This window comes from Pseudonocardia sp. OZ21 (genome assembly GCF_059359135.1).
In genome coordinates this window covers 254912-280610 of record NZ_JCADBN010000005.1, presented here as the reverse complement: position 1 = coordinate 280610, position 25699 = coordinate 254912, and the positions used below count along the sequence as shown (strand labels likewise).

Below are 25699 nucleotides of genomic sequence, written 5' to 3'. Positions count from 1 at the left end.
ACCGGAGCGGTACGTTCGCGATCATGACAGAGGTCGGTCTGCCCGACGGCAGAACGCTGGAGTACGTCACCGCGGGCCCCGCAGACGGAGTTCCGTTGGTGCTACACCACGGGACGCCCTCAGCGGCGGTGGTCTTCGGGCCATGGGAAGAGGCGGCGGCGAAGCACGGGTTCCGCCTCGTCATGTACTCCCGCCCCGGGTACGGGGGCTCCACCCCGAGGCACGGGCGCACGGCCGCCGACGCGGCGGACGACGTCGTGGCGGTGCTGGACGCGCTGGGAGCCGAGCGCTTCGTGACGGTCGGCTGGTCGGGCGGGGGTCCGCATGCGCTGGCGTGTGCGAAGTTGCTGCCGGAGCGGTGCCGGGCCGCCGCCCTGATCGCCGGGGTCGGGCCGTACGGCGTCGACGGGCTGGACTTCCTGCGTGGCATGGGCACCGAGAACCTCGAGGAGTTCGGGGCGGCTCTCGAGGGAGAGCCCGCCCTCACCGCCTACCTGAACGAGCACGGTCCGGCGTTCGCCACGGCGCAGGGTGCCGAACTCGCCGTCGCCTTCGGCGACCTGGTGTCCGAGATCGACCGGGCCCAGCTCACCGGCGAGTTCGCCGACTACCTCGCCGAGTCGATCCACGCGGCGTTGCGCCCCGGCATCGAGGGCTGGCGCGACGACGACCTCGCCTTCGTCACGGGCTGGGGCTTCGGGCTCGGCGACGGCCGGGTGCCGGTCGCGGTCTGGCAGGGCGGCGAGGACCGCATGGTGCCCTACTCGCACGGTGGGTGGCTGGCCGAGCACGTGGCCGGCGCGGAGGCGCACCTGTCTCCCGAGGAGGGCCACCTGTCCCTGGCGGTGGGTGGCTTCGAGTGGGTCGTCGCCGACCTGGCGCGCCTCGCCGGCTGAGCCGTCGCCCCCTCGGAGCGCGGCCGGAACGGAAGCGGGGGAGGATGACCTGGTGCGCCGTAGGGCCGATGCCGCCCCGATGTGCGCTTCCACCGCAACTCCCGTGATGAGCACATCGTCGGGACCCCACCGCGCACCGCGGGGGGCGGGGACCGTCGATCGACCTCTCTCCTGGAGCACGTGATGCGCAAGTGGTGGCCACTGATCGCGGTCGGTCTGGGCGCGTTCATGCTGCTCATCGACGTCACCATCGTCAACGTCGCGTTGCCGGACATGGCCACCGACCTCGGTGCGTCGTTCAGCGGCCTGCAGTGGGTCGTCGACATCTACGCGCTGACGCTGGCCGCGCTGCTGCTGGGCACCGGCACGATCGCCGACCGCTTCGGACACCGCCGCGTCTACATCGGTGGGCTCGGGCTGTTCGGGCTGGCGTCGCTCGGCTGCGCGCTGGCTCCGTCCACGGAGTTGCTGATCACCGGCCGGGCGGTGCAGGGCGTCGGCGCGGCGGCGATGTTCGCGGCCACGCTCGCGCTGCTCAGCACCACCTACCAGGGCCGGGACCGCGCCGTCGCGTTCGGCGTGTGGGGCTCGGTCAACGGCGCCGCCGCGGCGGCGGGGCCGATCATCGGCGGGTTGCTCACCCAGCACCTCGGGTGGGAGTGGATCTTCGCGGTCAACATGCCGGTCGCAGTCGTCGCCGTCGTGATCACCTGGCGCACCATCGCGCCGGACCACGCGTCCCGCTACCGCCGCTTCGACGTGCCGGGAATGGTCGCGTTCACGGTGTCGGCCGCAGGCCTGACCTACGGCCTCATCCACAGCGGGGAGGCTCCCTGGAGCGCCCCGGGCGTCTGGGGGCCGGTCGCGGCGGCAGCGGTGGCGCTGGTGGCCTTCGTGGTCATCGAGCGGCGTTCGGCGTCGCCGATGCTGGATCTCGCGCTCTTCCGGAACCGGACGTTCGTGGGCCTGGTGGTCGGTGGCGCGCTGCTGTCGCTGGCGGCCTGGTCGATGTTCCCGTACGCGTCGCTGTGGATGCAGAGCCGACTCGGCCTCGGACCGGTGGCCACCGGTCTGGTGATCATGCCGATGTCCGTCGTCTCGTTCGTGGTGCCCCTCGTCATGGGGCGGTTCGGGCACGCGATCGCGCCCCGGTACTCGGTGACGGTGGGGCTCCTCTTCATCGCGGCAGGCTCGTTCCTGCAGGCCCGCGTGCAGGTCGACTCCACGGCGGGCGTGCTGATCCCGGGGATGTTGTGCATCGGTCTCGGCGCCGGCCTGGCCCTGCCCCCGCTCTCGTCCGCGGTGATGGGTGCGGTGCCCGGCGAGCGGGCCGGCATGGCGGGCGGCGCGCTGAACTCGGCCCGGCAACTCGGTCTGGCGGTGGGAGTGGCGGTGCTCGGCGCGGTGTTCTCGGCCGCCGCGCCCGGTGGCGTCACCGGCACCGCCGCGTCGGTCGCGACCGCGCTCAACACCAGCTACACGGTGGCCGGCGTCATCGCCGTGGTGGGCGCGGCCGTGGTGTTCGTCCTGGTCCGGCCGAGCCGTCCCGCCCCACCCGACGTTGCAGCAAAGCCACGTTCACGCAACGTCGTTGCCTGAAAGTGGCTTTGCTGCAACGGGGGCGGCGGTGGTGGGGAGCGCCGCGCAGCCCGTGAGGAACAGGCCGACCCCGCCCCCGACGGTGACGACGGTGGTGGCGCGGTCGAGGTCGAAGGCCCAGCCGAACGCGAGCACGGCGCCGTGGAAGCCCGCGACGTCGAAGACCGTGACGAGGGCGGCGAGCGCGCCGGCGGCCGCGCACGTGGCCAGCCCCATCGGGTGCCTGGCGAGGGTCAGGGCGACCCCCAGCACGCCGAGCACCCAGCAGACGACGCCGATGCCCGCCGCGGCGAGGACGACACCGACGGAGGCGGGCCGGTCCAGCACCAGCGACGAGCCGATCACGTGCAGCACGTGCGCCCCCACCACCAGCAGGGTCACCCCGGCCACGGCGGTCGACGCCGTGCTGCGCCTGCCGCGTTCCGCAGCGGCGGCGCCGAGGCTGAAGGTGCCGAGGGCCGCGGCCACCGTGACCGACCACCACGGCACCGGAGCGGGCGGGGCCGGCCACGTCCGGTCGCCGTGCACCACCACCGGCTGGTCCCCGACGAGGAGCGGGATCAGCCAGGCCGACGTGCCGTCCGGGGGTGGTGACGCCGGTGCTCCGGCCAGCCGGGGGTCGGCCCACGCGGCGCTGTTGCCTGCCGGCACGAGCGGCTCCTGACCGCGGGCCGAGTCCGGCGGCGGCAGGACGTCCACCGTGACGCCGGTGTGGTTGTCGAGCCGCACCCTCGTGCCGCCGTCGATCACGACGAGCGCGAGCCCCGGTACGGCGGGCTCGACGGCGAGGACGCGGGGGATGCTCGTGCCGGGCGCCGCGTCGCCTCCACCGTGGGCCGCCGCGACCCCGGCGCCGAGCGGCAGGAACAGCAGCGCGAGGAGGAGCCCTGCAGCGACCCGCGCGACCGGGCCCATGGGGCCTCTCAGCTCGCCAGGGTGGGGACCGCCCCGGCCGACGTGGACGGCCGGGTGGCACGGTCGGCGAGGGTGGCGAACACGAGAGTGAGCGCGGTCCAGAGCACGACGTGACCGCCGAGCGAGGCCAGGCGGAAGTCGTAGAGCACGGCGGCCGGGAAGTCGGGCGGTGTCTCGGAGATCGCGGGCAGCAGGACGGCGGCCAGGCCGACGAGCACGACGTAGCCGCCCGCCGCGCTGAGCACCGCGTTCCACCAGCCGAGCCGGTCGGCCAGCCGCCGGCACAGGGCGGTGGCGGCCACCGCGCCCGCCACCGAGACCACGATCATGACGACGAAGAGGCCGGTGCGGGCGCCGATGGTGTCGTCGAGGCTCGACGCGGGAGGGTTGGCGGGGTACTTGAGGAACGGCACCAGCACCGCGGAGGTGAACCCGACGAGCGCCACGACGACGGCGGTGCCACGCACCCCGAGCCGCCCGAGCCTGCCCTGCGCCGTGGCGTGGACCAGCGCGAGGATGCCGCCGACGGCGACACCGTAGATCAGGTAGCCCACCGCGAGCCCGATGCTGCTCTGTACGCCCCGGCTCACCAGCGCGGGGCCGCCCTCCTCACCGGAGGCGGCGGAGACCATGTCCTCGTAGGCGATGCCACCCTCGAGCGCGGGCTCGCCGAACACCCACGCGAAGACGAACGCGATCAGGCCTGCGACCAGTCCGGCGATCATCCCGCGGACCAGCAGCGATCTCACCATCGTGTGCTGCGCCCGCTCAGTGGCAGGGGAAGCCGAGCAGGTGCCGGCCGTCGTGGACGAACTCGTGCAGCATCTCCCCCGAGAACACGGAGGTGGCGCCCTGGTCCATGCCCACCAGGTACAGCAGGGCCAGCAGGACGACCCCGGCGAAGATCGCCCACGGCGCGATCTCGCGCAGGGGGATCGGGGTGGGGGCGAGACCGGCGATCGGGGACTCGGCAGTTGCCTGCGACATCAACACTCCTCGGCCACACACATGCACATCTGATGAACTGCTCAGGTGAGTGTTCTGTCCGTACCCGGAGGTGTCAAGGTGAGGACGACGTGAGCGGGCGTGTCACGCTGATCACCTCCGCCCCGACCGCGGCGACGGCGGCCGCGGCCTTCTCCGCCGACGAACCGCTCGACGCGCGGGGCCGGGCGTGGGCCGGGGCCGCGCGCGAACACGTGCCGCGGGCCGACCGGGTCCGCCACGCGCCCGAGCAGGCAGCCCGGCAGACCTGTGAGGTCCTCGGCCTGGCCGGCGACGTGGATCGGTCGCTGCGCGGCTGGGACGTCGGGCGGTGGGCGGGTCGCAGGCTCGACGACCTCGCCGCCGACCGGCCCGACGACGTGGCCGCCTGGTTGGCCGACCCCACGGCCACACCGCACGGCGGCGAGGCGCTCACCGGGCTGCTGGACCGCGTCCGGCAGTGGCTGGCGAGCCTGGAGGCCGGGCATGTTCTGGCCGTGTGTGACCCGGCGTGCGTGCGTGCCGCGATCGTCTCGGTGCTGGACGCACCGGCCTCGGCGTTCTGGCGGGTGGACGTGGCGCCGATGACGCTCACCGATCTGCGGGGCGGTCCGGGCCGGTGGACGGTGCGCACCACGGCCGTCCCCCTCGGCAGAGGGGACCGAGATCACGCCGCGATGGCCAGTCGAATGACGGAGGGCTGACCGGGCGACTCCCACCAGCGTCCGGAAGGACGTGCCGAGCATCGGCTGGGTGCCCCTGACGTGACCGGAGGGAACGGCCACAGTGGGCCTCGAGATACCTGACTGGCTAGCACGCTCCGCCGAGTTCGAGGAACTCGCTCGCCGACTCCGTCACCACGCGCGGCCGGACGATTTCCGCCATCCGCCGGTTCGCCCGGACGGACTGTCGCGCTCCGAGTGATCCCCGGCGCCGCACTAGTATCGCCGCGCCGCGAGACACCGGGACGTCCGGAAGCGCGCCCACCAGGGAGGTCGGCCATCGCCAAGCTGCTGTACTCGGCCACGATGTCGCTCGACGGATTCATCGCCGGCCCGGGTGGTGACATGTCCTGGCTGGCCGAATACCTCGGACCGAACCCCGCGGTGGACGACCTCGTCCCCCAGATCGGCGCCTTCCTCGTCGGCAACAGCACATTCCGCGGCGACGATCCGTACAAGGACACGCCTGCGGAAGGCGAAGCGTTCGGCGGCGCGTGGACCGGACCGCAGTTCGTGCTCACCCACCACGCGCCGAGCAATCCGGTGCCGGGAGTGACGTTCGTCGGCGACCTCGACAGCGGCGTCGCCGCGGCGAAGGCGGCCGCCGGCGGGAGGTACGTCAACGTCCTGGGCGCGAGCATCGCTGCGCAGTGCCTCGACGCGGGTGTGCTCGACGAGATCTTCGTGTCGATCGCGCCGGTGCTGCTGGGCGACGGGGTCCGGCTCTTCGACCGGCCGGGCGGAGCCGACGTCACCCTCGAGCGCATCGATCTCACGGACGCGCCGCAGGCCACGAACATCTGGCTGCGCGTCGTCCGGTGAAAGCAGGGAACGGCCCCTCATCCGGTGAGCGATGAGGGGCCGTTCCTGCGGTCCCGCCGAGCCCTGGGGTGATCTCCCCTTCATCCCAGAGTTCGCAGCGGAGACCGGATGGGGTGGTGGCAGCGGTCAGGACGCCGCGGGCCGGGCCGGTGCAGGCTGGGACGGCGTGGCCGGGGTCGGTGTGGCCCGAGTGGCTGCGTTGTCGCCGATGAAGATCGAGACGGTCTTGCCGAAGCCGAGTGCGTTCAGGTCCGCCACATCGTGGTCGACGACGAGCGACTTGCCGGTGTCGCAGTTCGCTCCCGTCCACAGCGTCATGGTTCCGGTGACGAACTGAATCGACCCCGTGTTGCCCAGTTGCACCGCAATGCATTCACCCGGCATGCCGCTGATTCCCTGGGACCCGTCGGGCTCGGAGAAGTTGGTACCGGAGTCGAGAATCGCACTGGCGCCCGAGGGGGCGGGGGCCGCCTGGGCGACACCGATTCCGGTGAAGAGTGCGGCTCCCACCGCACCGATGGTGGCGAGGGACAGGACAGTCTTGCGCAGCATGGGATTCTCCGTTGCTTGAGCGGTTCCGGTGATTCGGAACCGACAGCGCATACACGGAGCGGGCTTCCCAGAGGGTTCATAAGGCGTACTGAGACGGCGATCACTCTCCAGAACCGCTGGCCAACGGTTTTCGGGAGTATGACGAAAACTGTTGGCGCGATGCGGTGTGCCGGAGGCGTCAGGGGATGCGACTGGCGCCGACGGCGTCGCGGTCGTCCTCGGTCAGACGATCCTCGATGCGCTTGGCCTTCACCACGTCGCAGAGTTGTTGGTAGATCTCGATGGTGTGCTGCAGCGCGGCGTAGAAGTCGGTCTTGAGCTGTTCCACCACCTGGGGGGCCGTGTTCGCGTCGGCGTTCTCCAGCGCGGCGCGCGCGTGGTCGCTCCGGGCGAGCGCCGCCGTGTAGTTGCCGAGGAGGGTGTCGGCCAACCGCTTGCGTCCGGTCTGTCGCATCGACCCCAGGAAGCGGGACTCGATGTCGCTCTTCATGCTCGCGACCGCGTTGCGGAGCGGCGAGACCTGGCTCCGCAGCTTGTCGCTGGTGCGCTTCGCCCGCCTGGCCACCACCTGCGGGTACTGGTTCGACGCACGCTGGGGGACCTTCATGTTGTACGCGAGCCCGAAGTTGGAGGCGATGTCGAGCACCTCGTGCAGGGTGTGGGCGGCGAGGTCGACGGTGTGGTCGTAGTCGATACGCCACAGGGCGAAGATGCTCAGGGCCATCGCGTTGAGCTCGTCGGCAGTCGCGCCTGCCTCCTTCCCGAGGTGGAGGAGGCGGGCGGCCGTGAACGACTGTCCGGCGGTCACGGGAATGCGGTTCTCGCGAGCCATCCGGGTGGACGGGGCGTTCTCGTCACGCACCGTCGTCTTCGAACCGCGATCCGAGCCCCCCACCTTCCGGGTCCCGTCGGGATTCATCTCCTGCGTGCTGATGAGCCTCGAGCTGTCCGGAGTATCGGGCAGCACACCCCGGCCTGCGGTGTCGGCCTCGTCTCTTCTGCTGGTGTTCTCGGGCTTGAAGTAGTCGGTCAGGTCGTGCAGCACGATGATCTTGTCGCGGACGGGATACCGGTCCGGGTGGTCGAGAACATCGAGGAAGTTGCCCTGGAACTTCGTCGGATTGGGTGAGAAGGCTCTGTCGAAGTGTTCCTGGTACCGGCCGAATGCCTTCGGGTTGCGGTTGAGCACCCCCATTCCGCTGGTCAGCTCGGACAAGATCCTGCCCTGGTTGACGGTCATGGTGGGGTCGTGCAGCTTGCTCGGATCGCTGCCGAGGGTGATGATCCAGGCCCGCACCTTGGTGAGCGCGCTGTCGAGATTCGCGGCCAGGTCGGGATCGTCCATCAACTGGTTCGCGAACTCCTTCTCCTCGTGCCGGCCGGGCTTCTGGAGCACCCACCCGACCAGGGCGCGCCCGGCCTCCTCGTACGTCTTGTAGACCCGCTTCTGCTTCTTCCTGCCATACGCGTGGGTGCTGAGCTTCTGGCTGCCCGGCCCGGACCACGTCCCCACCGACGAGTCGCCCACCCAGTTCTTGGCCTGCGCGTACACCTTGGCGCGGTTGGCGGTGAACTGTGCGATGAGCGCCCGGTCGTTCGACGCCTCGATCGCCCTGGTGACGTTCTGCATCAGTTCGTCGGCTGATCTCCGAGGGGTGCCCGACGGGCTCGGTAGGTCGCTGTAGGCCTCGACGTTGTTCACCGTGACGAGCCGTTGTACGGAGACGGACGCCGAGCGCTGCACGGCGTGTTCCTCGTCCATGGGTTCCGCCACCGGCACCGAGCCTCTGAGCGCCCGAGCGGCGTTCGCCTCGGCCGCGCGTTCGAAACGGTCCGACGGGTCGCTGATCGAGAGTCCCGATGCGTCCGTCGTGCCGGACACGGGGCCCGAGCGCTGCTGGATGACGTGGGTCAGTTCGTGGGCGAGCGTGTGCTTGTCGCGGCCCTGACGTCCGACGACGACATGCTCTCCCGAGGTGTAGGCGCGGGCCCCGATCTCCGCGGCGGAGCGATCCGCCGCCGCGGTGTCGTGCAGGCGCACGCTGCGGAAGTCCGCTCCGAGCCGGGCCTCCATCTCCGTGCGCAGGGAGTCGTCCAACGGGCGTCCCGGGGAGCCCAGGACGTCGTGCACGCCGGCGCGCCGAACGTCGGTGGAGACTGCGGGGACGTCGTCCTCCTGCTGCGCCAGCAACTGGACGACCGCCGAGTTGCCCGCGGTGCGTTGCAGGGCCGTGACCGGCGGCAATGCCGCGCCGGTCGGCGCGGCGGGCGGCCGTGCGGTGGTGCGCCGACCGTCCTGGCGCGCGTCGCTCCTGTCCGGTCGCCGTCCCTGCTCCCGCATCCGTTCCACCTCTCACGCATGGCGCGACCGGCCGAAGTCACACGTCCTCCGGGTCTACCCCAGTGACGGCGGGGCGGGGAAGGACCGCGAGGGCAGACGCGGAGGCAGTCCTGCAGGTCACCGGTCCGGTCCGGCAAGGGTGGGGGCGACCCAGCCGAGTGCTTCTCGCAGGACGTCGGCCAGCGGCCGGTCGGCGGCGACGACGAGGAGGGCGCCGCTCTCGGGATCCGACCGTCGGGGGTCGACCGCAGCCATCGAGGCGAGGGGCTGTTCGCACGCGGCAACCGTGTCGAGGAACTCGGCGCGTAGGCCGATGTTGCCCGTGAGGAGCGCGAGCGTGTCGCTGCCGGGTTCACCGCGCGCAGCGCCCACGCGCAATGCCCGCTCCGTCGTGATCGCGGCCAGGGCTTCGACGCGGCCACCGGTGAGTACAAGGACCTGATCAAGGCCGGGATCATCACCCCGCCAAGGTCACCCGCTCGGCGCTGCAGAGGCGGTCAGTCCCGCACCGGCGCCTCGTCCATGCGTTCCCGAGCGGTCGGCCGCCTGGGCCGCACCGTCCTGGCCGCCTCCTGCCGCGCGGACGGCCGTCGCCCGTACCGGACGGCGGGTTCGGGAGCCGCCTCACCGCGTTCGAGCGCGATCTCCTGACGCAGCGCGGCGAGGATCCGTTCCGTGCTGTCGCCGCTGCCGAAGAGCCGGTGCACGTTGTCCCGCTGCTGGGGCTGCAGGGGGTCCGGGTCGCCCGCGAGGAACGTCTCGGCCAGGCTGCGCACATCGTCGACGGTGTGCACGGTGTGGACGCCCGTGGCGACCTGCTCGCCGATGGCGTTGAACGGCCGGTGGCCGTCCCGCTCGAAGAAGATCACCGGCTTGTCGAAGAGCTGGTACTCCACGAGCATCGACAGCCCGTCCGTCACCATCAGGTCCGAGGCGGCGAGCGTCGGGCCGTAGTCCGCTTCGGACAGCACCGCGGTGTTGGGCAGCGCTGCCCACTTCTCCATCCAGGCGTCGAAGTCCGAGCGGCTGACCGGGGAGGCGTCCGACCCGGGGAACGGCAGCAGCGCCGGATGCGGCATGAACACGAACTGGACGTCGGAGCGCTGCGCGGCCCACGCGAGCATGTCCTCGCTCATCAGGTGGAAGGCGCCGAAGTCCGTCCACCCCTCCGCGATCGAGTGGTGTGCCGACCAGACGATGCGGCCGGGGCGGCCGGCATCCTTCTCCGGTGCGCGCACCGGCCACTCCGGCCGTGCCGCCAGCAGGTGGTCGGCCTTGGGGTGGCCGACCACCCGGAACTGCCCGCCGCCGCGCGCACCGTCGCGGCTCGCGGTCTCGAGCATCATCTCGTTGGTGCAGAAGACCAACCAGGCGGCGCGGTGGTAGTCGCTGTCGACAGCGGTGTTGGACGTCCGGGGGTTCGGGACGTTGACGACGATGTTCATCGTCTCGTACGGGACCAGGCAGGTGCGGGCGAAGCCGAGCCGGTCGGTGCCCAGCTCGTCGGGGATGTCGGCGTCCCACTGGGACTGCCGGAAGATCACGTCGGGTTCGATCGCCTTGATCAGCCGGAGGAGGTCACGCGGGTCGCCGTCGGAGAAGCGCAGGTGCGGAACCCCCCGCTCGCTCAGGCCGCGGTGCACGTCCTCCTCGCTGCCCAGCCCGTCCGAGCCGGGGAACCTCCGCGGGATCGACGCGACGATGGGCTCGAAGTCGTCAGCGGCGGCCATCTTCCGGACGAGTGCGTGGTAGGAGTCCCAGGCCCCGATCACGTGCACCAGGAACAGCACGCGGGTCGGCCGTCGCCGTAGCGCGGTGCGCCGGGCGGTGACGTGGACGGAGTCCCGCAGCTCGATGACACCCTCCCGGGACTCGCCGACGGTCTCGACGACCCGGTCGAGCCGGGACTGCACGGCGCCGACATCGTCACGGGTGGCGTGCAGCTCGGCGTCGATGGCCGTGAGCTGCTTGTCGAGTGCGTCCATCCGGTGCGGCAGCTCCTTCGCCGCCCACCGCAGCAGTTCACGCACCATGCCGATTCTGGCGCGGAGGATCTCGCTCCGCCGTCTGACCCCCATGACCACCCCTGTTCGCGTCCGACCGCCGGCGTCCTGCCGACCGGTGGCCGTCCTTGCCCGTTCGTCCGGCGAGGCGCCGCGCCGGCGTTCTGGCGGTGAACGACGGACGCACGCTGCCCGGCTTTTCGGTGACGAGTGCGTGAATCCGGGCCTCACGTTACGGCGGGTCGGAATCCGGCATCAGACGGGACCGTTGGTCACTCCGGTCACCTGGGCGGACGTGCCCTCAGCCGGTCCGGCGCGGACCGATCCGCGTGACGCCGTCGGCCTCTCGCCGTGCGGCGTTCTCCTGCTCCAGCCAGCTCCCGAACTGGGGTGCCGGCGTCGGGCGCAGGTGCAGGTAGCCCTGAGTGGCGTCGGCACCGGCGCTGCGCAGGAACTGCAGCTGCTCGATGCGCTCGACGCCCTCCGCCACGACCTTCAGCTTGAGCCGTCCGGCCATCTGGACGATGGCCTCCACGACCGCCTGGTCGGCGGCACGTGACGGGCCGGTCGACAGGAAGGACTTGTCGATCTTGACGATGTCCAGCGGCAGGGTGCGCAGCGTGCTCAGCGCGGAGTAGCCGGTGCCGAAGTCGTCGATGGCGATCGTGACGCCCAGGGCGGCGAGCGCCGCGAGCGCGGTGCGGATCGCCGGGGAGTCCAGCACCATGCCCTCGGTGATCTCCAGAACCAGCCGGTCCGGCGGCATCGCGAAGTCGGCGATGCAGGACCGCACGACCGCGGCGAAGTCCGGGTCGGTCAGCTGGGCGGCCGACACATTGACGTGCACCGCGAGCGGTCCGGACGGGCCGGACCACGAGACGGCGTCGGAGCAGGCGCGGCGCAGGACCAGCGCGCCGATGCCGACGATCGCCCCCGTGCGCTCGGCCGTGGGGATGAACTCCGCCGGCTGCAGCAGCCCGCGCGTCGGGTGCTGCCACCGCACGAGCGACTCGACCGCCACGCACCAGTCCTCGTGCACCGAGACGATCGGCTGGTAGTGCAGCACGAGCTCATTCGCCCCGGCGGCCGCCGCCAGCTCGGCCTCGAACTGGAGCCGGCCGTCGTCCTGCAGGAGGCTCGGGTCGTACATCTGCACCCGGTTCTTGCCCTTGGCCTTCGCCGCGTACATGGCGATGTCCGCTCGCTGCACGAGCTGCTCACCCGTGGAGTGTCCGCCGCCGGCGAAGGCCAGCCCCACGCTGGCGCCCACGTGCGCGAGCCGCCCCTTGATGGATACGGGCTCGGCGATCAGCTCGACGAGGCGCTGCCCCACCGCAGCCGCCTCGTGGTCGCGGTCGCGGAGCAGGACGGCGAACTCGTCGCCGCCGATCCGGGCGCACATGTCGTCGGAACGGACGCCGGCGCGGAGCCGGGTGGCCACGCTGCACAGCAGCTCGTCGCCTGCGGAGTGGCCCAGCCCGTCGTTCACGGTCTTGAAGTCGTCGAGGTCGAGGAACAACAGCGCGAGCCGTCGCTCGGGGTCGGCGATCCCCGCCGCCAGCGCGGCATTGAACGCGGCCCGGTTGGCCAGCCCGGTCAGGGGATCCTGGCTGGCCAGGGTGGAGAGATCGAAGTGCGCATCGCTGTTGCGCAGGGCCAGCGCCACCTGGTTGGCCATCGAGCGGACCGCCACCACCGCCTCCGTGGGGACCTGCGGCTCGGCCCCGAGCAGGATCCAGCCGCCGGTCTCGGGGAGCGGCACGCCGATCCACGTGCCGCTGATGCCGGTGAGCTCCGTCAGTGGGCCACTGTCGGGCAGCGGTTGCACACCGAGGTCGAGGTTCGCGGGGAGCACCGACATCGGCACCGTGCACGGGCTCTGCTCCGAGATTCCCGCGTGCCCGACGACCGCCGCCCTGTTCCCGGACGGGACGACGATCAGCAACTGCATGTCGGGGGTCGCTTCGCAGATCGCACGGGCGCACTCGCTCCCCGTCTCCTGGATCTCGCGGCGCTCGGTGACGCCGATGAGCCGGCTGCCCAGCCGGACGAGCGCGGCGGCGCGCTTCTGGGCCTGCTCACGGGCGAACAGGCTGAGAACCAGGTACCGCGCCACCCCGGCCGTCACGAACATCACGGGCACCACGCTGACGATGTTCGCGGCCGTGCTCGTCGGTTCGAGCCCGTCCCGGCCCGGGAGCAGGTGCCACACCTGCAGCGAGCCCAGGACGGCCGCGGCGAGGAACGCGGTGTGCAGGAGGACGCCGCGGGTGGAGCCGTACAACGCGTGCAGCCACAGCGAACCGAACATGAACGTGAAGACGGTGGCCGGGGTGGGCCCGGCGGCCGCCGCGACGAGGACCAGCGCCGCCTCCGCGATGCCCAGCAGGATGGGGGCGCGTCCGGACAGGTAGCGGTAGGTCCACACGACGAAGAGGCCGGCGAAGGCGGCGATGACCAGGAGCCAGGCGAGGAGACCCCGGGTGCCGATCATGCCGGGCAGCGACAGCAGGATCAGCGCCAGCACCATGATGGTGAACAGCCACCGCGTCTGCGCCACCAGATCCTGCGGGCGCCCGAAGCGCGCCCAGTTCGTCGGCGGCGCTGCGGTCGCCTCATCGCTGTATGCGTGCACGCCGCCATCCCGACCTCGGCCCCGGACTCGGGCCGGGGGCCTGCAGCCCACGAGCCCGCCCGGTACGGCCTAAGGGCACGTTCGGACCAGGCCGGGCCGCGTCGACATTCGGACGCAATAGCCGAGCCTACGGGTAAATGCCCCGTAACGGTGTGTCGACCTCGGCGAACGGGTTTCCCCGGCAGCCGGAGGAGATTCTACGGAATGACCTTGTGGACTTCCGGATCGACTTTCAGGCCCAGGTCGGGCAGCCCCAGCCAGTCCAGCCGAACTGCCGCCGTGTCCGCGCGCTCCGCCAGTTTCAGCTGCATTCCGTACACGGACAGCAGCAGGGACTGCAGGGAATCGACACCGAAAGAGGCCTCAGGCGGCCCCTCGCGGCGTTGGCCACCGCACTAGTTACTGAACTCGCCCTCCGGGCCGAAAGCGGTCAGGAACCGGTCGCGGAAGGCATCCATCCGCCACACCGGAGCGTCCGGCCCGGGCTTCAGGCCCTCCTGCCACTTCCAGCTGGAGATGCGGTTCAGCACCTTCTTGTCCTTGGCGACGATCGTGATCGGGACGTCGTGGCTCGCGCCCTCCCCGCTGACGAGCGAAAGGGGCTGGTGGTCGCCGAGGAAGACGAGCACCAGGTTGTCGTCGCCGTAGTTCTCCACGTACGAGACGAGGGTGTTGATCGCATATCCGATCGAGCGTGCGTACGCGTCGCGGACGGCGGGGGTGCCCTTCGCCCACACGGCGTCACGCGGCGGGGCCCCTGCCGCAAGGGCGGTGTAGACCGAGCCGTCACCGATGCTGTTCCAGTCGAGGACCGGTGGGATGAACGGCCACGGCGCGTGGCTGGAGACGGTGTCGATCTCCGCCATCACCGGGGTGTGGTCCGGAGCGTCGCGCTCGGCGCGGTGGAAGGCCGACAGGATGTACTGGTCGGGAACCGTCGCCCAGCCGAGGTCCGGTCCCTTGTAGGCGAGCTTCGGGAAGTCGTACACCTGGTCGAAGCCGTAGAACGCCGCCTCCGGCCACGCCCCGGTGGTGCCCGGCGCGACGGCGGCGGTGCGCCACTTCGCGCGGTGGAAGGCGCTGGTGAAGGTCAGGCGATCGCTGTCGACGAGGGTGTCGTAGCGCTGCTGGTTGTCGACCCAGAGGCCGGAGAGGAACGTGGCGTGCGCCAGCCAGCTGGAGCCGCCGAACGTCGACGAGGTGAGGAAGGCGCTCTCGGCCGAGAACCCGGCCGCGGCCAGGCGCCGCGTCCCGTCGTCGAGCACGGGGTCGACCACCGCCGCGAGATCCGGGTTCTCCACCGCGCTGCGCCCGTAGCTCTCGACGAACGTGAGGATGACGTCCTTGCCCCGCAGCCCGGTCAGCAGCTGGTCGGCAGGCGTGTCGCCGAAGGGGTCCGCGGCGACCTGCGCGGCGAACGCCCGCTGGTCCAGCAGGCCCGCCCGCACCTGGACGGCGTGGTCGTAGGCGAGTGTCGTCGCGCTCGTGCCGGCGACCGGCACACCCGGGACGAGCTGCGTGCCCAGCAGGGCGCAGGTGATCCAGACGACCCCCAGCCCCAGCGCGGCGCGGGTGGCGAAGACCCGGCGGCGCACCACGAGCCTGGTCAGCCGCACGACCGCCATCGTCATGAGGACGACCAGGGCGATCGCGAGAACCACGACCCCGACCACGGCGGCATCCGTGCCGACCTGGCCGATCGAGCCCCTGACGAACTCGAGGCCTGCGCTGAGCAGGGGCCAGTCGATCACCGGGTCGAACGGCCGGGCGAGCACCGCGACGAATCCGATGTCGAGGATCTTCAGGATGGTCAGGCCGCCCAGCGCGGCTCCGCCGAGCACTGCCACCACCCGGCGCGCCTTCGCCGGCAGGACGAGGAGGAGCGCGACGCCGACGAGCGCCTCGACGGGGATGCGCACGAACGCGGCGGGGGTGAGGTCGGTGAGCTCGTCCGGGGCGACGAGCGCGAGGAACACGAGCAGGGCGGCCAGCGCGGTGACCACCTGCGCCACGACCCGGCGGCCCGCTCCACGGCTCCCGGCGCCGGGCGCCACGTCATCCCGGACCTCGCCCGCCTCGTCGGTAGAGGGGGCGTCCTCCGGTGTGCGCGCCGGTCCGCCGTCCGTCGGCGGGTCGTCCTTCCGCAATGCTCTGTTCCTTCTGTTCGAATTGCCGTGGTCGCTGCTCACTCCCGCGGGAGCGGCCCGACCATCGCAGCGGCTCCCGAGCTTGCAGCAAGGCAGGAGTTGCGCCACAGCCACACCACGGATTCGCCGAACGACCAGGCCAGCAGGATCAGCGCCACCGCTACCAGCGCCACCGCGAGCAGGTACGGCAGAACCTCACTGGCGGCCACGACGAGGGCGATCCCCTGCAGCGCGGCCACGGTCTTGGCGGAGTACCTCGTGGGCAGAGCCGACCGCATCCACGGCGCCAGCCAGCTCGCCGCGACGAATACATACCGCATGGTGCCGATGGCCAGCACCCACGGGCCCAGCAGCAGCGAGACGTGGATGCTGAGCACCAGTACGAGGAACGCGTCGACCTCCATGTCGAACCGTGCACCCAGTGCGGAGACCGTGCCGGTGCGCCGGGCGACCTGCCCGTCGACCGCGTCGAGAGCCAGCGCCGTGGCGGCGATGACGACGAGCGGCACGACCGGAGCGTCCCCGGTCGCGAGGCCGTCCGCGACGAGTGCGGTGACGCCTCCGACGAGCCCGGCCCGCCCCAGCGTGACAAGGTCGGCCGGGCCGAGCGTGGTGGTTCCGGCGCGGCGGACGGCCGCGGCCAGAACCATCCAGAGCACCAGGATGTACGCGGTTCCGACGAGCCAGCCGACCTTGCCGAGGCCACCGCCCGCCCACAGTCCGACGAGCAGGACGACCTGGACACCTGCCCCGATGGCCTGCTGCTGCGTGATCCGCTGCCGGTCTACGGTCGACATCGAGCCTCTGCGCACACACTCAGCACGCGTCCGGAGCCGCGGAGGTTCAGCACGAATTGGAGGGATGTGTGGATCGCACCGCTCGCGCCTTTTGGCTCCGTGCCCCGGGTGAGGGCGAGATTCGCCCTGTCGAGGTGCCCCGACCGGGTCCCGACGACGTGGAGGTCCGAACGCTCTACTCGGGGGTCAGCCGCGGCACCGAGACCCTGGTCTTCCGCGGGGGCGTGCCGGAGAGCCAGTTCGCCACGATGCGCGCACCGTTCCAGGACGGCGACTTCCCCGCGCCGGTCAAGTACGGATATCTGAACGTAGGAGTGGTCGAGCATGGTCCTCCTTCGCTGCTCGGCCGTACCGTTTTCTGCCTCTATCCACATCAGACGCGCTACGTGGTTCCGGCCGCCGCTGTGACGCCGGTCCCTGACGGTATGCCGCCTGGACGTGCCGTGCTCGCTGGCACCGTCGAGACGGCGGTGAACGTGCTGTGGGATGCAGCGCCGCTGGTGGGGGACCGGATCGCCGTCATCGGGGCCGGGATGGTCGGGTGCAGCGTCGCCGCGGTGCTCGCGCAGTTCCCCGGGGTCGAGGTCCAGCTCGTCGATGTCGATCCCGCGCGCGCAGCCGTCGCCGACGCGCTCGGCGTCCGGTTCGCCGCTCCGGAGGAGGCCGTGGGGGAGTGCGACCTGGTGGTGCACGCCAGCGCCACGGAAGCGGGGCTCGCGCGAGCCCTCGAACTGCTCGCCGTCGAGGGCGAGGTCATCGAGATGAGCTGGTACGGCGACCGGCCGGTGCGCGTGCCGCTCGGCGAGGCCTTCCACTCGCGGCGCCTGGTGGTGCGCAGCAGCCAGGTGGGGGCCGTCGCGCCTGCCCGGCAAGGGCGTCGGAGTTTCTCCGATCGATTGAGTTTGGCACTGCGTCTGCTGGCAAACCCCGTGTTCGACGTGCTGATCACGGACGAGCGACCCTTCGAGGACCTGCCTCGGCTGATGCCGGAGCTCACGGGCGGTGAACTTTCCTCGCTGTGCGTCCGTGTCGTGTACGGACAGCAGTAGGAGACGCCGGAAGGGCAGGTCTTGTTCACCATCACCGTTCGGGATCACGTCATGATCGCTCACAGTTTTCAGGGAGAGGTGTTCGGTCCGGCCCAGCGCCTGCACGGCGCGACGTACGTCGTGGACGCCTCGTTCCGGCGTGCCGACCTCGACGCCGACGGCATCGTCGTCGACATCGGCCTGGCGACCGAGGAGCTCGGCGCCGTACTGGCCGACCTGAACTACCGCAACCTGGACGACGAGCCGGCGTTCGCCGGCGTCAACACGTCCACGGAGTTCCTCGCCAAGGTCATCGCCGACCGGCTCGTCGAGAAGGTGCACGCCGGTGCGCTCGGTGCCGGCGCCCGCGACCTGGCCGGGATCACGGTCGTGCTGCACGAGTCGCACATCGCCTCAGCGAGCTACGAGCGCTCCTTGTGAGACCGGGCGGCCTCACCGCAGGCCTCCGCTCCGTGCACGTCGTCGTCCCCGCTGACATCGACGACGCCACCGTGCCCAGCGGCGGCAACGCGTACGACCGGCGGGTCTGCCTCGGCCTGGTGGGCACCGGCTGGTCGGTGCACGAGTTCGCTGTCGCCGGGGCGTGGCCCCGACCCGACAGCGACTCGCGCGCGGCGCTGGCCCGTGCCCTGTCCGCCGTGCCCGACGGAGGCGTCGTCCTCGTCGACGGTCTCATCGCCTGCGGCGTGCCCGACGTCGTCGTCCCGCAGGCCCGCAGGCTGAAGCTCGTGGTTTTGGTGCACCTGCCCCTCGGCGACGAGCTGGGGCAGGCGCCTGCGCTCGCCGCGGAGCTGGCCGCGCTCGAGCGGGAGACCCTGCGCGCCGCGAGCGCGGTCGTGGCCACCAGCCCGTGGGCGGCGCGCCGGCTCGTCGCGCACCACGGGCTCGTCGCCGATCGGGTCCACGTCGTCCCGCCGGGCGTCGACCCCGCACCGATCGCCCCCGGCACGGACGGTGCGACCCGCCTGCTGTGCCTCGGGTCGATCACCCCGACCAAGGGCCAGGATCTGCTCGTCGAGGCGCTGGCCGCCGTCGCCGACCTGCCGTGGACGTGCGAGCTCGCCGGGCCGGTGCGCCGCGATCCCGCGCACGTGGCTGCGGTCCGGTCCACGATCGAGCGACACGGGCTCGGCGAACGGGTGCAGCTGACCGGTCCCCGGACAGCCGCCGAGGTCGCCACGTCCTACGCTGCGACCGACCTGCTGGTGCTGCCGTCCCGCGTCGAGTCCTACGGGATGGTCGTCACCGAAGCGCTGGCCCGGGGAATCCCGGTCCTGGCGGCAGCTGTCGGCGGAGTGCCGGGCGCCCTCGGCGACGCCCCGGACGGCGGAGTGCCGGGACTTCTGGTGTCCCCGGACGACGCCCCGGCACTCGCCGGGGAGCTGCGCCGCTGGTTCGGGGAGCCGGCGCTGCGGGACCGACTCCGCCGCGCCGCGAGAGGGCGCCGCAGAACTCTGAACGGATGGGAGGTGACGTCACGATGTCTGGCCGTGGTGCTGGAGCCGCTGAATGGGACGCTCGGTTGAGCGTGCCCGGATCGCCCGTCTGTGCGCCGGACTGGCTGACGCTGCGGGAGGGCGCCGACGCGTCGGCCCGGTCCACTGAGCTGGTCGAGCTGGTCCGCGCGCACCTGGAGGCCACCGCCCGGCCCGGTGTTCCCGCGGTGATCCGGGACCTCGGCTGCGGCACCGGCTCGATGGGCCGCTGGCTCGCCGGCCGCCTGCCCGGACCGCAGCTCTGGATCCTGCGCGACCGAGACACCGGACTCCTGTCCTACGCCGGGGCCAACACGCCGGGCGAGGCAGCCGACGGCGCTCCGGTCACCACGCGGACGGAGGAGGGGGACCTCACCGACCTGCGCGCCACCGAGCTCGACGGGACGTCGCTGCTCACCGCGTCCGCCGTGCTCGACCTGCTCACCTCCGACGAGGTGGACGGCCTCGCCACCACGTGCGTCGAGGCCGGATGTGCCGCGCTGCTGACGCTCACCGTCAGCGGGAGTGTCGACATCGCCCCCTTCGACCCGCTGGACGCCGTGTTCGCGGCCGCCTTCGACGCCCATCAACGGCGCCCCGTCGACGGCAGGCGACTGCTCGGGCCGGACGCCGGTTCCGCCGCGGCCGCCGCGTTCGCCGCGCGGGGAGCGGTGGTGGAGACCAGGCCCAGCCCGTGGCGTCTCGGTGCGGAGCAGGCCGAGCTCGCGGAGGAGTGGTTGCGGGGCTGGATCGCCGCAGCGTGCGAGCAGCAGCCGGACCTCGAGCGGCATGCCGCCGCCTACCTGCGGCGCAGGCTCGAGGCCTCCGTGGACGGTGAGCTGCTGGTCGAGGTCGGCCACGTCGACGTGCTCGCGGTCCCGGGTGGTGCGTCGTGATGGGGTGGCTCTGGCGCTACGTGCGGGTACTCGCGGGCATCGGCATCCTGGCCGCACTCGCGGCGCACCTCGGTACCGGCGCCGTCGTCGACGGACTCCGGTCGATCGGCTCCGGGTCGGTGCTCGCCGCACTCGGCATCGGCCTGCTGACCACGGTGTTCAGCGCCTGGCGATGGTGCCTCGTGGCGCGCGGTGTCGGCCTGCGGTTGCCGTTGGGCACGGCGGTGGCGGACTGCTACCGGGCCCTGTTCCTCAACTCCGTACTGCCCGCCGGTGTGCTCGGCGACGTGCACCGCGCGGTGAACCACGGCCGGCTGTCCGGCGACGTCGGGCGCGGCGTCCGTGCGGTGGTGTTCGAACGGGTCGTCGGTCTGGTGGTGCTGATCGTCGTCGGGATGGGTGTGCTGCTCGCGCAGCCGACCCTGCTCGCGGCCACGGTGGGCGGCCTGGACATCGGCCACGGAGCCCTCGTCTGGACGCTCGCCGCGCTCGCCGCCGTCGTCGCGCTCGGGATCTGGACGATGCGCGGGGCCCGCGCGTCGCGAGTCCGCGTCGCGTTGCGCACCGTCCTCGCGGACGTCCGGACCGGAGTGCTCTCCCGCGGCATCCTGCCCGGGCTGGTCCTGCTGTCCGTGGCCGCTCTGGTCGGCTACCTCGCGCTCTTCGTGGTCGCCGCCCGCGCCGCGGGATCCGAGGCGCCGCTCGGTGACCTGCTCCCGTTGCTGGTGCTCGCGCTGTTCGCCATGGCGCTGCCACTCAACGTCGGAGGCTGGGGTCCTCGCGAAGCCGTCACCGCGGTCGCGTTCGGCGCGGTGGGGTTCGACGCCACGCAGGGGCTCACCACCGCCGTGGTGTACGGGGTGCTCAGCCTGATCGCGTGTCTTCCCGGTGTCGGCGTGCTGCTGCTGCGGCGTCCGATCGTCCGGCTTCTGCGCTCGTCGTCGGCTCGCCGGCCCGAACTGGTTGCCGCTGAGGTGGTGGCAGCTGTGGAACCCGTGACGGAGAGCAGCGTCGAATGGACGCCGCGTCCCACGCGACTAGTGTGGCGCGAGTGCTGATCCTCGTCCGGCATGGACAGACGGACGCCAACGCGCAAGGGCTCCTGCTCGGCCGCGCCGACCCGCCGCTGAACGAGTTCGGGGAGCGGCAGGCACGCGCACTGGCGAAGGCGCTCCCGCGTCCGTCCCGGATCGTGTCCAGTCCGCTCGCGCGCGCCCGGCACACCGCCGCCGTGCTGGCCGGTGCCCCTCCCGGCGTCATGGACGCCGAGGACGTGGAGGTCGACGCGCGGTGGATCGAGATGGACTACGGCGAGCTGGACGGCAGGCCGGCCACAGCACTCGACGAGGGGTCGTGGCGGACCTGGCGGGAAGACGCGGAGTTCGTGCCCGCAGGCGGCGAGTCCCTCGCCACGGTGTGCGCGAGGGTGCACGAGGCCTGTGCCGAGCTCGTCGACGACGCCGCGCGCGGTGACGTCGTGGTGGTCAGCCACGTCTCCCCGATCAAGGCTGCTGTCACCTGGGCGTTGGGGGTGAGCCACGAGGTGGCCTGGCGGATGTTCCTCGGCGACGCCGCGATCTGCCGGATCGACACCAGCGGCCGGGTGCCACTCCTGCTGGCGTTCAACGACCCGTGTCCCTTCGACGGCCGCGACACGGCCGACTGCTGACGTCCGGTCAGGCCGCTGCGGCCGGCCGGACCAGGCGGGCGTACACGTCCCCGGACCGGCCCAGCGGCCGGAAGCGGTCGAGCAGCGACACCAGCTCGGCCGCGTCGAGCCAGCGGTCACCTGCGAACCGCATGGTCTCGATCGGCGAGTAGTTGTACTCGTACCCGCCCGCCGCGGTCCCGAGCTGTTCCACGAGGTCCAGCGCGGCGAGTGCGGCGTCGTGCGCGGGGGGCAGGTACTCGAAGGACAGCGCGCGCAGCGGCCGCGTGAGCCCACGGAGCACGTCGACCTCGAAGCCCTCGACGTCGATCTTGCAGAACGCCGGCAGGCCGTGGGTCTCGATGAGGTCGTCGAGGGTGGCCACCTCCACCTCGACCGCGCGGTCCCACCGGACCCGGGCGAAGCTGCTGTCGGTGGTGACCGAGTCGATCCAGTCACGTGACATCGAGGACACCGTGGGCGTGGCGGTGGACAGGCCCAGCTGCGCCCGCCCCGCCCGGGCCCCGACAGCCTCCGGCACGATCGTCACCCCGCGGTCGCGGCCGAAGAAGAGACGCAGGACGCGCAGGCAGTCGGGCTGCGGCTCGACCGCGATCACCCGCGCCCCCAGCTTCCGCCACGCGCGCACCCGGCTGCCCACGTGGGCACCGATGTCGAAGGCGATGTCACCCGGCCCGAGGAACTGGCCGTAGAACTGGACCATCCGTCGGTGCCTGCCCGGCACCCCGTGGTACATGGCCAGAGATCGCGCGATCCCGCGGACGCGGCGGAGCATGCGACGACCCTACTCGGAGCCCGCGAGGCGAAAGATCCAGAACGGGTCAGCCCGTGACCGAGCCCCAGACGGCTGCCGAACCCGAGTGCCCCGCGAGGACCGTGACGGTGATCGCGACCAGGCCCGACGCCGCCGACAGCGCCCCGACGACCCGCGCCGCCGCACCGCTCCTCCGGCGTCCCAGCGCGGCCGCCGCGGTCGCGAGCACCGCGAACGGCCACGCCGCAACGACCGTGAACAGGCCGAACTGCCCGTGCTGCGCGATCACCGGCGCGAACTCCGCGGTGACGTCGATCGCCGCCTCCAACTGGTCGCCCGCCAGCTTCGCGAGCGTCGCCGTCACGGCTCCCGCCAGTGCCACCGCGGCGACGAGCAGCCCGTACGGCCGGACCCACGCCGGTCGCACCGCGAGAACGACGGCGCCGAGCACGGCGAGCGGGATCAGGACCACCACCGCGTGGACGAGGAGCGGATGCGCTGGGACGCCTGCGACTGTGAAGAGCACGGCAGCATCCTGGACCATCGGCGGCCCCCCGTAACGGACGAAATCCCGTGCCCCGCGAGTCGCCCGTTTCGGGTGTGCGAGTCGCCCGGTTTGGGAGCGGGGGCCCGGTGATCGTTGCGAGATGCGGGTCTTGGCCCTCGCGGGGGCGAACGCGTGCGTCTCGGGGTGGTCCGGGGCCCGGCGGGCCATCTCGTCAGCCTGGGCGCCCTGGGCGGCGGAGCGGCGTGCGTGTTGGTTGTGGCGGACGAGAAAGACGCTTCCGGTTCGTGTCCCGGGACCAGGACAGCCGCGATCTGTCCCGGCATGCTCCGCATCCACCGATCTTGAGTGGAGGCACGATGCGATCTTCCGCGGCCCTCGCTGCTGCCGGCGCGCTGGCGCTGACCCTTGCCGCGTGCGGCAGCGGCGGCACGGCCACCGGAGGAGGGGCCGCGGCCGACGGCACGTTCGTGATGGTGCTGCCCGCCGACCCCGGCAACCTCGACCCGCACTTCACGTCGCTGTCGAGCGCGTTCCAGGTGGGCCAGTTCCTCTACGACTCGCTGGTCGACATCGACGAGAACGGCGAGATGGTGGCGGGCCTCGCCGAGAAGTGGGACGCGACCACGACCACGGCGACGTACACCCTGCGCGAGGGCGTCACGTGCTCGGACGGCAGCCCGCTGACGGCAACGGACGTGGCGGCGAACATCAGCTTCGTCGGCGACACGCGCAACGCGTCCACCCGCGTGGGCGTCTTCGTGCCGCCCGGTGCGAGCGCCACCGGCGACAACGCGACGCGCACCGTGACCGTCACGTCGCCGGTGCCGGACGCATTCCTCGGCCGCAGCGTCGGCGGCCTGCAGATCGTGTGCGCGAAGGGGATCGCCGACCGGAGCCTGCTCGCCCGCGGTGCCGTCGGCAGCGGGATGTACACGATGACCGAGGCCGTGCCCGGCGACCACTACACGCTGACCCGGCGCCCGGAGTACGCGTGGGGTCCCGGCGACTGGAGCCCCGCTCAGCCGGGGCTGCCGGACAAGGTCGTGCTGCGGGTGGTGGCCAACGAGACCACCGCCGCCAACCTGCTCGCCTCCGGCGAGGTGCAGGCCGCGGCGGTGCTGGGTCCCGACCGGCAGCGCCTGCAGGGCATGGGGTTGTTCGCGCGGGACGCGCTCGCCCCGGCAGGCGAGCTCTGGTTCAACCAGGAGGCCGGGCGGCCCACCGCCGACCCGGCGGTCCGGCGGGCGCTGACGCAGGCACTGGACCTCGGCCAGCTCGCGCAGGTGCTGACCAGCGGGGCGGGTCTGCCGTCCAGCGGGCTCGTGTCCACCGGCCGTGGCCCGTGCAGCACCGGCGCGGTCGCACAGAACCTCCCGGCGCACGACCTCGACGCGGCACGGGCAGGCCTCGACGCCGCCGGCTTCCCGGCCGGACCGGACGGAGTGCGCACGCGGGACGGCGTGCGGCTGTCGATGTCGGTCTTCTACCCGACCTCGGTGCTCCCGGGCATGCAGGCCACCGCCGAGCTGCTGCAGCAGGCCTGGGCCGCCGTCGGCGTGGAGGTCACGCTCCGGGGTGGCGCGGACGCCGAGACCGGCCAGCTCGTCTCCGGGCAGGCCGACTGGGACGCCGCCTTCCTCCCGTTGAGTGTGTCGCTGCCCAGCCAGCTGGTGCCGTTCCTCTCCGGTCCGACGCCCCCCGGCGGCACCAACTTCGCCGGCATCCAGAACGCCGGCTACACGGCCGAGGCCCAGGCGGCGGCCGCGATCCCCGGCGCGGACGGCTGCGACAGGTGGGCCGCGGCGGAACGGGAGCTGCTGCGGAACGTGGACCTCGTGCCGTTCGCGGACGCCACGAGACCGGTGTTCGGGAACGGCGTGACGTTCGAGCTGAGCGACGGCAGCGTCGCGCCTGCCACGATCCGATTCAGCGGCTGATCCGGTGACCAACGCGATCGCCGGAGCTCCTGGCGCTGCGTGCCGCACCGAGAACGTGTGGCTGCGCTTCGCACTCCGCAGGTCGGGCCGGTTGCTGGTGTCGGTGTGGGTGCTGGTCACCGCGGCGTTCCTGATGCTCCACCTGATCCCCGGCGACCCGGTGCGGGCCGCGCTGGGGCCTACCGCGTCCGCTGAGCTCGTGGCCGCCCGGCGGACCGCGTTGGGCCTCGACGCCCCGCTGTGGCTGCAGTACGGGAGGTACGTCCGGGGCCTGTTCACCGGGGAGATGGGCACGTCGCTGACCTCCGGGCTGCCGGTGTCGTCGATCATCGGGGACCGCCTGCTCGCCACCGTCGAGCTCGCGGTCTACGCGTTCGGGCTGGCCGTACTCGTCGCCGTCCCGCTCGGGCTCGGGATGGCGGTACTGACCCGCGGCGGCCGGCGGCACCGGGCCGAGCTGGGGTTCACCGCCACCAGCGTCGTGGTGGCGGCCGTTCCGGAGTTCCTGCTGGCCGTCGGGCTGGTCTACGTGTTCGGCGTCCGGCTCGGCTGGGTGCCGGTCGCGGGGCAGTCCGGCCCCGCCTCCTACGTGCTGCCGGTCGTGGCGCTCGCGCTCGGCCCGGCGGCGGTGCTCGCCCGGATCGTGCGGGTGGAGACGCTCACCGTGCTGCAGGCCGACTTCATCCGCACGGCGCGGGCGAAGCGGCTGCCGGACCGGCTCGTGCTGCTGCGGCACGCCCTGCCGAACGCGCTGACCGCGACCCTGACGCTCGGTGGGCTGATGCTCAGCGGGCTGGTCGTCGGCACCGTGCTGGTGGAGAGCGTCTTCGCGTGGCCGGGGCTGGGCAGCTCGATGGTCGCCTCGATCGTGGGCCGGGACTACCCGGTCGCCCAGGGCGTCGTGCTCGTCTACGGCGCGGGTGTGCTGCTGGTGAACCTCCTCGTCGACGTGGCGCTCGCGCTGCTCGACCCGCGTTCGACGATCCGGGAGGGCTGAG

The 25699-nt window shown here is 72.2% G+C and carries 24 protein-coding genes; 12 read left to right on the top strand and 12 right to left on the bottom strand.

Going from position 1 to position 25699, the window contains the following annotated elements:
* Window positions 1–23: 23 nt before the first annotated feature.
* Both AC5L35_RS14295 and AC5L35_RS14290 read left to right on the top strand, forming a co-directional pair.
* Window positions 24–896 (top strand): alpha/beta fold hydrolase, encoded by an 873-nt coding sequence (locus AC5L35_RS14295; RefSeq protein WP_495060101.1) that lies wholly within the window; start codon window positions 24–26, stop codon window positions 894–896.
* Window positions 897–1079: 183 nt separating this feature from the next.
* On the top strand, window positions 1080–2495 hold the full coding sequence (locus tag AC5L35_RS14290) for an MFS transporter (RefSeq protein ID WP_495060100.1): 1416 nt from the start codon (window positions 1080–1082) through the stop codon (window positions 2493–2495).
* Here AC5L35_RS14290 and AC5L35_RS14285 read toward each other — a convergent pair.
* From AC5L35_RS14285 to AC5L35_RS14275, 3 genes are read right to left on the bottom strand one after another with little or no spacing between them, the layout of a single operon-like run.
* Window positions 2475–3410, bottom strand: a complete 936-nt coding sequence (locus AC5L35_RS14285; protein ID WP_495060099.1) for a hypothetical protein — start codon at window positions 3408–3410, stop codon at window positions 2475–2477. The genes AC5L35_RS14290 and AC5L35_RS14285 overlap by 21 nt on opposite strands.
* An 8-nt stretch (window positions 3411–3418) precedes the next feature.
* A complete protein-coding gene (locus AC5L35_RS14280) occupies window positions 3419–4162 on the bottom strand; it encodes a CbtA family protein (protein ID WP_495060098.1) in 744 nt (247 codons plus the stop codon).
* Window positions 4163–4178: 16 nt separating this feature from the next.
* Window positions 4179–4397, bottom strand: a complete 219-nt coding sequence (locus tag AC5L35_RS14275) for a CbtB domain-containing protein (protein WP_495060097.1) — start codon at window positions 4395–4397, stop codon at window positions 4179–4181.
* Between the two features lie 89 nt (window positions 4398–4486).
* On the opposite strand from AC5L35_RS14275, the gene AC5L35_RS14270 reads away from it, so the two are divergent.
* Entirely contained in the window at window positions 4487–5098 is a 612-nt protein-coding gene (locus AC5L35_RS14270; protein WP_495060096.1) for a histidine phosphatase family protein, read from the top strand.
* Window positions 5099–5395: 297 nt separating this feature from the next.
* Entirely contained in the window at window positions 5396–5938 is a 543-nt protein-coding gene (locus tag AC5L35_RS14265) for a dihydrofolate reductase family protein (protein WP_495060386.1), read from the top strand.
* Between the two features lie 126 nt (window positions 5939–6064).
* Here AC5L35_RS14265 and AC5L35_RS14260 read toward each other — a convergent pair whose 3' ends face one another.
* From AC5L35_RS14260 to AC5L35_RS14230, 7 genes are all read right to left on the bottom strand, one after another.
* Window positions 6065–6490 (bottom strand): hypothetical protein, encoded by a 426-nt coding sequence (locus AC5L35_RS14260; RefSeq protein WP_495060095.1) that lies wholly within the window; start codon window positions 6488–6490, stop codon window positions 6065–6067.
* Between the two features lie 178 nt (window positions 6491–6668).
* On the bottom strand, window positions 6669–8831 hold the full coding sequence (locus AC5L35_RS14255) for an eCIS core domain-containing protein (RefSeq protein WP_495060094.1): 2163 nt from the start codon (window positions 8829–8831) through the stop codon (window positions 6669–6671).
* A gap of 117 nt (window positions 8832–8948) precedes the next feature.
* Entirely contained in the window at window positions 8949–9203 is a 255-nt protein-coding gene (locus tag AC5L35_RS14250; RefSeq protein WP_495060093.1) for a hypothetical protein, read from the bottom strand.
* Between the two features lie 125 nt (window positions 9204–9328).
* Window positions 9329–10909 (bottom strand): hypothetical protein, encoded by a 1581-nt coding sequence (locus AC5L35_RS14245; protein ID WP_495060092.1) that lies wholly within the window; start codon window positions 10907–10909, stop codon window positions 9329–9331.
* A 226-nt stretch (window positions 10910–11135) separates the two neighbouring features.
* Entirely contained in the window at window positions 11136–13469 is a 2334-nt protein-coding gene (locus AC5L35_RS14240; RefSeq protein WP_495060091.1) for a putative bifunctional diguanylate cyclase/phosphodiesterase, read from the bottom strand.
* Between the two features lie 395 nt (window positions 13470–13864).
* Window positions 13865–15616, bottom strand: coding sequence for a sulfatase-like hydrolase/transferase (locus AC5L35_RS14235; RefSeq protein ID WP_495060090.1), 1752 nt, complete (start codon window positions 15614–15616; stop codon window positions 13865–13867).
* Between the two features lie 38 nt (window positions 15617–15654).
* On the bottom strand, window positions 15655–16413 hold the full coding sequence (locus AC5L35_RS14230) for a CDP-alcohol phosphatidyltransferase family protein (RefSeq protein WP_495060089.1): 759 nt from the start codon (window positions 16411–16413) through the stop codon (window positions 15655–15657).
* Window positions 16414–16481: 68 nt separating this feature from the next.
* Between AC5L35_RS14230 and AC5L35_RS14225 the strand changes: the two genes are divergently transcribed.
* The 6 genes from AC5L35_RS14225 to AC5L35_RS14200 are packed head-to-tail and all read left to right on the top strand — an operon-like array spanning window position 16482 to window position 21502.
* Window positions 16482–17462 (top strand): zinc-dependent alcohol dehydrogenase, encoded by a 981-nt coding sequence (locus AC5L35_RS14225; RefSeq protein WP_495060088.1) that lies wholly within the window; start codon window positions 16482–16484, stop codon window positions 17460–17462.
* A 21-nt stretch (window positions 17463–17483) separates the two neighbouring features.
* Entirely contained in the window at window positions 17484–17882 is a 399-nt protein-coding gene (locus tag AC5L35_RS14220) for a 6-pyruvoyl trahydropterin synthase family protein (protein ID WP_495060087.1), read from the top strand.
* The gene (locus AC5L35_RS14215; RefSeq protein WP_495060086.1) at window positions 17879–18988 is read left to right on the top strand and encodes a glycosyltransferase family 4 protein; all 1110 of its coding nucleotides are present in this window, start codon (window positions 17879–17881) and stop codon (window positions 18986–18988) included. Before AC5L35_RS14220 ends, AC5L35_RS14215 begins: the two co-directional genes overlap by 4 nt.
* Before the next feature lie 2 nt (window positions 18989–18990).
* Entirely contained in the window at window positions 18991–19833 is an 843-nt protein-coding gene (locus AC5L35_RS14210) for a class I SAM-dependent methyltransferase (protein WP_495060085.1), read from the top strand.
* Entirely contained in the window at window positions 19833–20891 is a 1059-nt protein-coding gene (locus tag AC5L35_RS14205; protein ID WP_495060084.1) for a lysylphosphatidylglycerol synthase transmembrane domain-containing protein, read from the top strand. The genes AC5L35_RS14210 and AC5L35_RS14205 overlap by 1 nt, the downstream gene beginning before the upstream one ends.
* Window positions 20885–21502 (top strand): histidine phosphatase family protein, encoded by a 618-nt coding sequence (locus tag AC5L35_RS14200; RefSeq protein WP_495060083.1) that lies wholly within the window; start codon window positions 20885–20887, stop codon window positions 21500–21502. Before AC5L35_RS14205 ends, AC5L35_RS14200 begins: the two co-directional genes overlap by 7 nt.
* 7 nt (window positions 21503–21509) lie before the next feature.
* On the opposite strand, the gene AC5L35_RS14195 is transcribed toward AC5L35_RS14200, so the two are convergent.
* Window positions 21510–22277 (bottom strand): FkbM family methyltransferase, encoded by a 768-nt coding sequence (locus AC5L35_RS14195; RefSeq protein ID WP_495060082.1) that lies wholly within the window; start codon window positions 22275–22277, stop codon window positions 21510–21512.
* Window positions 22278–22323: 46 nt separating this feature from the next.
* Window positions 22324–22782: a DUF2231 domain-containing protein gene (locus AC5L35_RS14190; RefSeq protein ID WP_495060081.1), complete on the bottom strand. Its 459-nt coding sequence runs from the start codon at window positions 22780–22782 to the stop codon at window positions 22324–22326.
* Between the two features lie 338 nt (window positions 22783–23120).
* On the opposite strand from AC5L35_RS14190, the gene AC5L35_RS14185 reads away from it, so the two are divergent.
* Complete coding sequence (locus AC5L35_RS14185) at window positions 23121–24701, top strand: ABC transporter substrate-binding protein (protein WP_495060080.1); 1581 nt, start codon at window positions 23121–23123, stop codon at window positions 24699–24701.
* A gap of 4 nt (window positions 24702–24705) precedes the next feature.
* Window positions 24706–25698, top strand: a complete 993-nt coding sequence (locus AC5L35_RS14180; RefSeq protein ID WP_495060079.1) for an ABC transporter permease — start codon at window positions 24706–24708, stop codon at window positions 25696–25698.
* The last annotated feature ends 1 nt before the right edge of the window (window position 25699 follow it).

What these genes read in the sequence shown, in the direction of transcription:
- AC5L35_RS14195 (WP_495060082.1), bottom strand. Translation starts at nt 22,277, where the DNA reads ATGCTCCGCCGCGTCCGCGGGATCGCGCGATCTCTGGCCATGTACCAC.
- AC5L35_RS14255 (WP_495060094.1), bottom strand. Translation starts at nt 8,831, where the DNA reads ATGCGGGAGCAGGGACGGCGACCGGACAGGAGCGACGCGCGCCAGGAC.
- AC5L35_RS14260 (WP_495060095.1), bottom strand. Translation starts at nt 6,490, where the DNA reads ATGCTGCGCAAGACTGTCCTGTCCCTCGCCACCATCGGTGCGGTGGGA.
- AC5L35_RS14275 (WP_495060097.1), bottom strand. Translation starts at nt 4,397, where the DNA reads ATGTCGCAGGCAACTGCCGAGTCCCCGATCGCCGGTCTCGCCCCCACC.
- AC5L35_RS14290 (WP_495060100.1), top strand. Translation starts at nt 1,080, where the DNA reads ATGCGCAAGTGGTGGCCACTGATCGCGGTCGGTCTGGGCGCGTTCATG.
- AC5L35_RS14205 (WP_495060084.1), top strand. Translation starts at nt 19,833, where the DNA reads ATGGGGTGGCTCTGGCGCTACGTGCGGGTACTCGCGGGCATCGGCATC.
- AC5L35_RS14295 (WP_495060101.1), top strand. Translation starts at nt 24, where the DNA reads ATGACAGAGGTCGGTCTGCCCGACGGCAGAACGCTGGAGTACGTCACC.
- AC5L35_RS14285 (WP_495060099.1), bottom strand. Translation starts at nt 3,410, where the DNA reads ATGGGCCCGGTCGCGCGGGTCGCTGCAGGGCTCCTCCTCGCGCTGCTG.
- AC5L35_RS14245 (WP_495060092.1), bottom strand. Translation starts at nt 10,909, where the DNA reads ATGGGGGTCAGACGGCGGAGCGAGATCCTCCGCGCCAGAATCGGCATG.
- AC5L35_RS14280 (WP_495060098.1), bottom strand. Translation starts at nt 4,162, where the DNA reads ATGGTGAGATCGCTGCTGGTCCGCGGGATGATCGCCGGACTGGTCGCA.
- AC5L35_RS14230 (WP_495060089.1), bottom strand. Translation starts at nt 16,413, where the DNA reads ATGTCGACCGTAGACCGGCAGCGGATCACGCAGCAGCAGGCCATCGGG.
- AC5L35_RS14185 (WP_495060080.1), top strand. Translation starts at nt 23,121, where the DNA reads ATGCGATCTTCCGCGGCCCTCGCTGCTGCCGGCGCGCTGGCGCTGACC.